Annotated in this window: 5 protein-coding genes; 3 read left to right on the forward strand and 2 right to left on the reverse strand. The window is 43.0% G+C overall.

The features are described from left to right. Positions 1-338: 338 nt before the first annotated feature. Positions 339-596 carry a hypothetical protein gene (locus F6K37_RS20830; RefSeq protein WP_008183892.1) on the reverse strand — a complete coding sequence of 86 codons (258 nt, stop codon included), beginning with the start codon at positions 594-596 and terminating at the stop codon, positions 339-341. A gap of 1,128 nt (positions 597-1,724) precedes the next feature. Between F6K37_RS20830 and F6K37_RS20835 the strand changes: the two genes are divergently transcribed. The 3 genes from F6K37_RS20835 (at position 1,725) to F6K37_RS20845 (ending at position 7,537) form a co-directional block, all read left to right on the forward strand. Continuing rightward, positions 1,725-3,011: an ATP-binding protein gene (locus tag F6K37_RS20835; RefSeq protein WP_287251854.1), complete on the forward strand. Its 1,287-nt coding sequence runs from the start codon at positions 1,725-1,727 to the stop codon at positions 3,009-3,011. Between the two features lie 68 nt (positions 3,012-3,079). Next, complete coding sequence (locus F6K37_RS20840; RefSeq protein WP_287251857.1) at positions 3,080-4,162, forward strand: tetratricopeptide repeat protein; 1,083 nt, start codon at positions 3,080-3,082, stop codon at positions 4,160-4,162. 45 nt (positions 4,163-4,207) lie between these two features. Further along, positions 4,208-7,537, forward strand: coding sequence for a HEAT repeat domain-containing protein (locus tag F6K37_RS20845; RefSeq protein WP_287251859.1), 3,330 nt, complete (start codon positions 4,208-4,210; stop codon positions 7,535-7,537). A gap of 94 nt (positions 7,538-7,631) precedes the next feature. On the opposite strand, the gene F6K37_RS20850 is transcribed toward F6K37_RS20845, so the two are convergent. Continuing rightward, a complete protein-coding gene (locus F6K37_RS20850; protein WP_287251862.1) occupies positions 7,632-8,339 on the reverse strand; it encodes a hypothetical protein in 708 nt (235 codons plus the stop codon). Positions 8,340-8,491 lie beyond the last annotated feature (152 nt).

Consider the following 8,491-nt stretch of genomic DNA (forward strand, 5'->3'; position numbering starts at 1 on the left):
CTACGCAACAATTGCCCAATTCCCGATTCCCGATTCCCGTTCCCCTCCTGGGAGGGGTTAGGGGTGGGTTCCGATTCCCGATTCCCTGTTCCCTCAATGATCAAAATAAAAAAATTCGGTCAAGTTCTGGTTAATTCCAATGCTTGACCGAATTATTTATTGTAATTGTCAACAACCCTAGAGTCCTTGACTATTTGTCCTCTATTTCGTTAGCAAATTGTCACAATCAACAACCTACTAACCTATTCCTCGTACTAATCACAGACACTTGAGACTTTGTCCTTTATCCTTGGTTTTTCCTTGTCGCCAGGGATTGGCATCCCTGGCAAGTTGCTATCTTAATCTACCGACAGATATCGAATCAATATACTGATTACTTCACCTGGATTTTCGGTAGGTTGAGGAGTGCTCCACTCATCAACTTGTGCGTAGCCAAGGCTATAAAGGCTGTAAATTGTCATCCGCACAGTTTTGGGAGAACCGATCAATATATGTTTGATTTGCTTCCGTCCTGGCCGGGATTCGCCAGAGGATTCAGGCGGATTAGGATTGTTAGGATTATCATCGGAATTCGGGATAAAGTCTTGATTGTCCATGATTAGTTTTAGGTGTTTTGTCCGAGGACATTTTTATCTTATAAAATATTTTTTATGTTGTCAAGTAATTTTCAGATTTTTTTTGAAAATAATTTTGGCACGGAGGGGGTATTTATGAAAAAGTTTAGATTACTTTTTTTGTTTTTTTGCTTGATTTGGTAGTAGCGATCGCGTTTTTTTTTAGAGGTTGTATGAGAAGTCTCATTTGCTACATTAAAGCCCCCTAAATCCCCCAATTTTGGGGGACTTTTACCAACAAATTGATTCTTGTTCCCCCCAGAATTGGGGGCTAGGGGGGCAAAATTCAATATCAAAAAACTTTTCAGATATCCTCTTAGAGCGTTTTGCTAGGGTATATTTGAAAGCGATCGCATAAGCGCGGAAGCTGAGGCCTTTGGGCCACGCTTTGCGAACGCTTCATCCCTTAGCGTGACATGCAGGTCAATCGCGTAGTTGCTCAATGGTTCCATGGCTTTCTATAGCATTTTATATCTCGATCCCCCCCAGCCCCCCGTGATCATTGGGGGGAGTAATTAAAGTCCTGTTTATCAAAGGTTTAATTCCGGAAAGTCCCCCTTGTTAAGGGGGATTTAGGGGGATCAAAACCCAGGAATTATGGGTTAGATTGAGGGCATGCGATCGCCTAGCGTGACATGCAGGTCAATCGCGTAGTTGCTCAATGGTTCCATGGCTTTCTATAGCATTTTATATCTCGATCCCCCCCAGCCCCCCGTGATCATTGGGGGGAGTAATTAAAGTCCTGTTTATCAAAGGTTTAATTCCGGAAAGTCCCCCTTGTTAAGGGGGATTTAGGGGGATCAAAACCCAGGAATTATGGGTTAGATTGAGGGCATGCGATCGCATAAGCGCGGAAGCTGAGGCCTTTGGGCCACGCTTTGCGAACGCTTCATCCCTTAGCTGCTCAGAGCATCGCGTTTTTTGTCGGGATGATAACTTAGGTAATTTTAGCGTTGATAATGGTAAAAAAATACACAGTTTTTTACCTATTTACTTATCCCTGCTCCCTAATCCATACTCCCTACTCCCAATAATAAAATTCCTAACCCAATTTAAACCTGATATACTATAATAAGTAATATCTAAACTAAATCATTGTTTGAGGTAGTCGTGGCGTTGGACTTACTGAGCGAAATATATAGTTCCTTTGAACCTTTTCAGCCTCCACCAAAAAAGGCTTATGTTGACTGTCAAGATGTTCGTGGAGGTTGGGAGGTTACTCGAGAGTTAGGAAGGAAAATTACCCGGTCTAAAAAGCCAACATGCCAGCTATACTCTGGGCACCGAGGAGTAGGAAAATCTCCTGAACTTTTACGGCTAAAAGAGCATTTAGAACAAAAGAAGTATTTGGTGGTTTACTTTGCTGCAGATGACGAATATATTGAACCCCAAGATGCTGATTATGCAGATATTCTCTTTGCTTGCACTCGCCACTTGGTGGAAGCAATTAAGCTTGAACAGCATAATCCATTACTAAATTGGATGAAAGATCGTTGGGAATCCTTAAAGGATATTGCCCTGACCGAGGTAGCGTTTGATGGGTTAAGTTTAGAAGGGCAAATCTCACAGTTTGCCAAGATTACTACTAACCTTCGAGCAACACCAGATAAACGGCGTGAACTCCGCCAAAAAATTAACGCCAATACGCCATCTCTAGTAGAAGCCCTCAACGACTTTATCCAGGAAGCTCAAAACTCCTTGTCTGCTAAGTCTGCTAATAGTCGAGGAATTGTATTGATTGTTGACAACCTTGATCGCATGGCAGAAACCCAAGACATAGGGAAACCAAGTAACTATGATGAAATTTATCTGAATCGCAGTGAAATGTTACGAAGATTGGCTTGTCATGTAATTTATACTGTGCCAATAGCCATGGTGTACTCAGGACGGGCAACTCAGCTGGAAAATAATTACGATAAACCTGATGTATTGCCAATGATCATGGTTTGCAATCCAGACGGAACAGAAAATGAACGGGGCCTAGACAAAATGAGGGAATTGATACGTCGTCGGATTGCCCTGATCGAACCCAACTTGCTTCAAACCCTAGAGGGGAAAGTAGACGGGCTAGATTTTCCGCCGGTATTTGATAACGGTGAGACCTTAAAGAATCTTTGTCTAATGAGTGGTGGACATGTCCGAAACTTGATGCAATTAATCCAGAAAGCGATTGACTGGACAGATGAACTACCGATTACTAAAAAAGCAGCAAAGCGAGCCATTGAAGAAACACGAGAGACCTATCAGAAGACTGTACAGGAGACTGAATGGGAAATTTTAGCGCGAGCATGTCATCTCAAGCAGGCCTATAATGATGTTGATCACTTACGTCTGTTGTTGAGTCGCTGCCTCTTGGAATACCGCTATTATGATGAAAACGATAACCTACAGATTTGATGTAATGTTCATCCACTAATCGAAGGGATTCCAAGATTCCAAGATGAACTTAAAAAGGTTAGAGCTTTATGAGTCTTGCTAAGTCATCTAACGATAGTCAACCCTCTAGGGAGGAAATTTACCAAGCCTTTTTGCGATCGCTGAGGCGACGGAGGGGATTTGGGATTGTGTTCATGCAATCTCCTCCAGCGGAGGCTAAGCGGATCATTGGGCGAGTGCATCAGGATTTACCCCAGAAGCAAATAGCAACCTTAACATTAAACGAGCCCATTGATAATCTTTATGATCGTGTTAAAAATATTCTAGACCGCGATCAGTTGACTATTCTCTTCATTCAAGGTCTTGAAAAATCTTTAGAAGCTTATATCAAGCCAGGATATGGCGGAGACGGGGATTACTACAATCTTGATACTGTCCCTACTATCTTGAGTCATTTAAACCAACGGCGAGAGCTATTTCGAGATAATTTTCCAACTCTTTGCTTTGTTTTTGTGTTGCCAGCGTTTGCTATTAAATACTTTATTCGCCGTGCTCCGGATTTCTTTGATTGGGGCGCAGGTGTTTTTGATTTTTCTGTTGATATAGGAGCTAACGGTTTCTCTGATAATGTAATCCAACCAGGGCAAAACAACATCAATGTTGGTAGTGCTAGACCTGCTGACGAAGAGATTGACTATTTTAAACAGGCTTTACAAAGGCAACGAGAAATCGGCGATCGCGTAGCGTGGCCTACGGCCAATCGCAAGGGTGAGGCAGATTCTTTAAGTAGCTTGGGTAATGCTTATCGATCCTTAGGCCAATATCGAGAAGCGATTGACTATCTTCAACAGGGTTTACAAATTCAACATGAGATTGGTGACCGCTACGGAGAATTAGCTTCTTTAAGTAGTTTGGGTGGAGCCTTATATTGCCTCAAGCAGTATGAGCGCTCCATAGCTTCTTATGATCAAGCAATTGAGATTTACCAAGAGTTGGGACTTGATCAAGCTGCTTTATTGAGTCAGATGCTGATTAATCGAGGTAATGCCTTAAAGAGCATAGGGCGGTTAGAAGAATCAATTAAGAACTACAATCAAGCCCTGGCAATTGAACCAAATTCAGATCAAGCGTTGGTTCAGTGTGGGGATGCTCTAAATCAGTTGGGACTATGAATTGCTATTACAATTAAACTAATTAAACCTAAGTAAATATCAATTATGGACCCCCTCTCACTTTTGGCTAGTTTAGAAATACCCAAAATAGTCTCACCTTTGTTAGGTAGTGCTGGGGTAGCAGTGGGTAAGCATATAGCTCAATCTCTGACTAAAAGCGATGTCGAAAAAGCCATCAAAGCTGGAGTAGAAGCGGTTTATCAATCGGACGAAAAACTCGATAGTCAAAAGCGCTTATTTTTTCATGTCGCCCCGGATGGCTGGAATGGAGTTAAGAAGTTTTTGGGCAACTATTTTACTAACTCGGGGGTTGTGGCGGAATTACAGAAACCCTTAATCAATCAAGGAAAGCCAGACTGTGATTTTTTAGTCAGGCTATTTCAACAGCAAGCTGAAGCCAAGAGTATCCAACTAAATCAACAAGCCAGTTTACCGGATTGGATAAAGATCTTTGTTAATGCTTATTTTGAGCAGACTGCTACTTATCTAAAATTTCAGGTAGCCAAACAGGATTATTGTAACCAGTTAGCCAAATGGTTTGATGATGTAAAATTTGCTGGCATTGCTGTGGCTGGGCAAGAAGTAGAAAAATCGGAGAAGTTAGCCCAGATTTTTGTAATGCCAGATGTGGTGCAGGAGGTGGCAACTGCTAGGGATTTGGAATTGGAGCGGTTAGCAGAGGCAAGTGGTGAAAAACCAGAAAGGGCGCTGTTGGAAAAGACAACTCCTAGGAAATTTTTGGCTGATCAGTTGTTGAGTCAAAATCAGTCGAGACGAGTAGTGATATTGGGTGCTCCAGGCTCCGGTAAAACAACCTTGATGAGTTATTTTGCCGTAATGTTAGCTCAGAGCAAAGCTGAGGTTTTGGGATTAGATGGTAATACTGACTGGCTACCGATTTTAATTAGGATACGAGACTTGGCCAGACATCCAGATAAAAGCCTGATCGACTATGCCCGGATGTTTGCTGAAAAAACCATGGCCGTCAACACCATACCAGTGGGATTTTTTGACCATTGGTTGTCTGATGGTAGAGCGTTAATATTGCTGGATGGTTTGGATGAAGTAGCAGAAGACGCTAAACGGAATGATGTGGTCAGTCGCATCAATAATTTTTTAGGACAGTTTGACAGAAATCGAGCGATTATTACATCTCGTCCGGCTGGTTATCGACGGGACTTTTTCCGCACTGAGGACTTTCCCCACTATCAAATTGAACCCTTTGATGACAAGAAGATTTCCGCATTTATTGATAACTGGTATAATAGCAGGTTTCAAGACCAAGCAGAAGCGGAAAGGCGCAAGCAGACGTTACGAAAGGCTCTGGATGATAATGACCGGATTAAGTTGTTGGCACGGAATCCGTTATTGTTGACAATTATTGCCTTGATTCATCGGTATCAAGCGGTATTGCCCAAGGAGCGCCATAAGCTTTATGACAAGGCAGTGGAAACCTTGTTAACCTCTTGGGATGCCAATAAAGAGTTAACTCGTGATAATTGGTTGACCTATTTGGGTTTGGATGATTTACGCCGGTTGATGGAATCCCTGGCTTATTGGATTCATATCCAGGGAAATATTGAAGATAACGACAGTGGCACCCTGATTGACCGGGATGAGTTGATTGATCAGTTGAAGCAGCAGATTAAAACCATGAAGGAGGTGAAGCTTCATCAGGCCGAGGAAGAGGCGAAACGATTTGTAGAATTGATTCGGGAGCGCACTGGTTTATTGAATGAGCAGGGGCAAAATTGTTATGCCTTTGTCCATAAGACTTTTCAGGAATATTTGTGTGCTGAAGATATTGACTATGAAGCGGATAATGACGGGGATTTTGATATTGTTTTGGATCCGATTCGGGAGCATTTGCATGACTCCCACTGGCGCGAAGTGTTACTATTGCTGATAGCACAACAAAAACCCAAAAAGGCGGCGAAAGCGATTAAGATAGTTTTGAATAATAAGAGTGATTATGAGCAGTGGTTGCATCGGGACTTGTTGTTTGCTGGTAATTGTTTGGCGGAAAACCCCAAGAATTTGCGGGGTGCTGATAGTAGCTTAGTGCAACAGATTTTAGAGCGGTTGGTTGAGTTGGAGGTGAGTGAAGAACGAGTTGGTAATAATATTCATCACCAAGTTTATCAAATAATTTGTAGTTTAAATGAAACGAATTTTCAAGAACAGGTATTGGAATTGTTGAAGAAGCAATCTGATATTAATGAGAAAAGATTGCTGAACTATCGAGCTAAATTAGGGGAAAAAGATCAGGTAATTGACATATGGCTAGAACGACTGAAAGATAATGACTCTGATGTCCGTGAAAGGGCAGCCGATGCCTTGGGTAAATTGGGCAACAGCTCAGACACCGTAGTCAAGGAAAACATAGTCAAGTCTCTACTAGCACTGCTTGAGGATAATGACTCTAATGTGCGTATTAGTGCAGCCTATGAATTGGGTAAATTGGGCAAGGACTCAGAAACTGTAGTCAATGCTCTACTAGCACTGCTTGAGCAGCATAACTCTGATGTGCGTAGTAGTGCTAGTACAGCCTTGGGTAAATTGGGTAACAGCTCAGACACCGTAGTCAACCCTCTACTAGCACTGCTTGAGGATAATGACTCTAATGTGCGTAGTAGTGCAGCCGATGCCTTGGGTGAATTGGGCAATAGCTCAGACACCGTAATCAACGGCCTACTAGCACTGTTTCAGGATAATGACTCTAATGTGCGTAGTAGTGCAGCCGATGCCTTGGGTGAATTGGGCAACGGCTCAGACACCGTAGTCAACGGCCTACTAGCACTGTTTCAGGATAATGACTTTAATGTGCGTAGTAGTGCAGCCGATGCCTTGGGTGAATTGGGCAACAGCTCAGACACCGTAGTCAACGGCCTACTAGCACTGCTTCAGGATGATAAATCTTATGTGCGTATAAGGGCAGCCGATGCCTTGGTTGAATTGGGCAACGGCTCAGACACCGTAGTCAACGGCCTACTAGCACTGCTTCAGGATGATGAATCTTCTGTGCGTATAAGGGCAGCCGATGCCTTGGTTGAATTGGGCAACAGCTCAGACACCGTAGTCAACACTCTACTAGCACTGCTTCAGGATAATGAATTTTATGTGCGTAGTACGGCAGCCTATGCCTTGATTAAATTGGGCAACAGCTCAGACACCGTAGTCAACGGCCTACTAGCACTGCTTCAGGATAATGACTCTAATGTGCGTTGGATGGGAGCCTATGCCTTGGGTAAGTTGGGCAAAACATCCGATCATATTCTCCGCACTGTGATTGAATGGATTGAACAACACCAGGATTCAGACTATGTGGGCAATGGTATTGATGTGCTGTGGGATTTGGTTGTAGGTAGGGAGTAGGGAGCAGGGAGCAGGGAGCAGGGAGGGTTTTGCGATCGCCCCCATTGTAGACTCTTAACTCGATCAGCTTTTGCGATCGCATTCCAAATCCCAGTCAACGAGAAATAGAGCGACTATTACAATAGTTCCGGTAACCTCTAATATAATCGTTAACCATATCAATCGCTTCAGGGCGCATGTTTCGTTGACGGGGAAAGTCCTTTAATACCGAAAAAACATTCTGGTAAACCGCACACCAATTCCCAATCCCTGCCCGTAATGACTGTTGTGCCCGAACCAGGCTACGGATAAAAGCAATAGAGAAATCTTCAGGATCCTTCACAACTGCTGCATCCAATAATAATAGAGCATTAGCTCGCTGAACTTGCCCCAGACTACTGCTTGATCTAGAGCGATTGCTTACTGCAACAGCACTCTCCAAAGTTGGGTCATCCATGGCTAGTAAATAGCCTAGCGCTAGGGCTTCTGCTGCCGTTAACATCTCAAGGGTAATGGCTGATGGCTGCTGACTACGGCTGCGAGCAATATACTCAAGATACTGATTAGCCCTCTGGCTCGGCTCAACAGAAAACCCAAGTTGGTTGATAATCGCTGCTCGCACATCATGGGTAATATTGGGATTGCTTAGGTTTTGGAAAACCTTATCATCAAGTCCATAAACCGAGGCATATGTAATCAGATCAACATCTTTATATGCCTTAGCAAAAGGAGTACTAGTTAAGGGACTATCCGCCAAGGCTACCGGAGCAGCTGTAACTATACAACCTACCACAACAGGTGTCAGTAATGGTGTAATTTTCATTATATCACTTTTTAACTTTGTGAGCTTGTAGGGTGGGCAAAAACCGTTGAATTATTTGGATTATTATAAATTAGATTACTTTGCCCACCCTACTTGGGTTTTAGTTTGTAGCTTGTAGGGTGGGCAAAAACCGTTTAGTTCTTTTGATTCTT

The sequence above is a fragment of the Moorena sp. SIO4E2 genome (genome assembly GCF_010671945.1).
Classification (GTDB): domain Bacteria; phylum Cyanobacteriota; class Cyanobacteriia; order Cyanobacteriales; family Coleofasciculaceae; genus Moorena; species Moorena producens.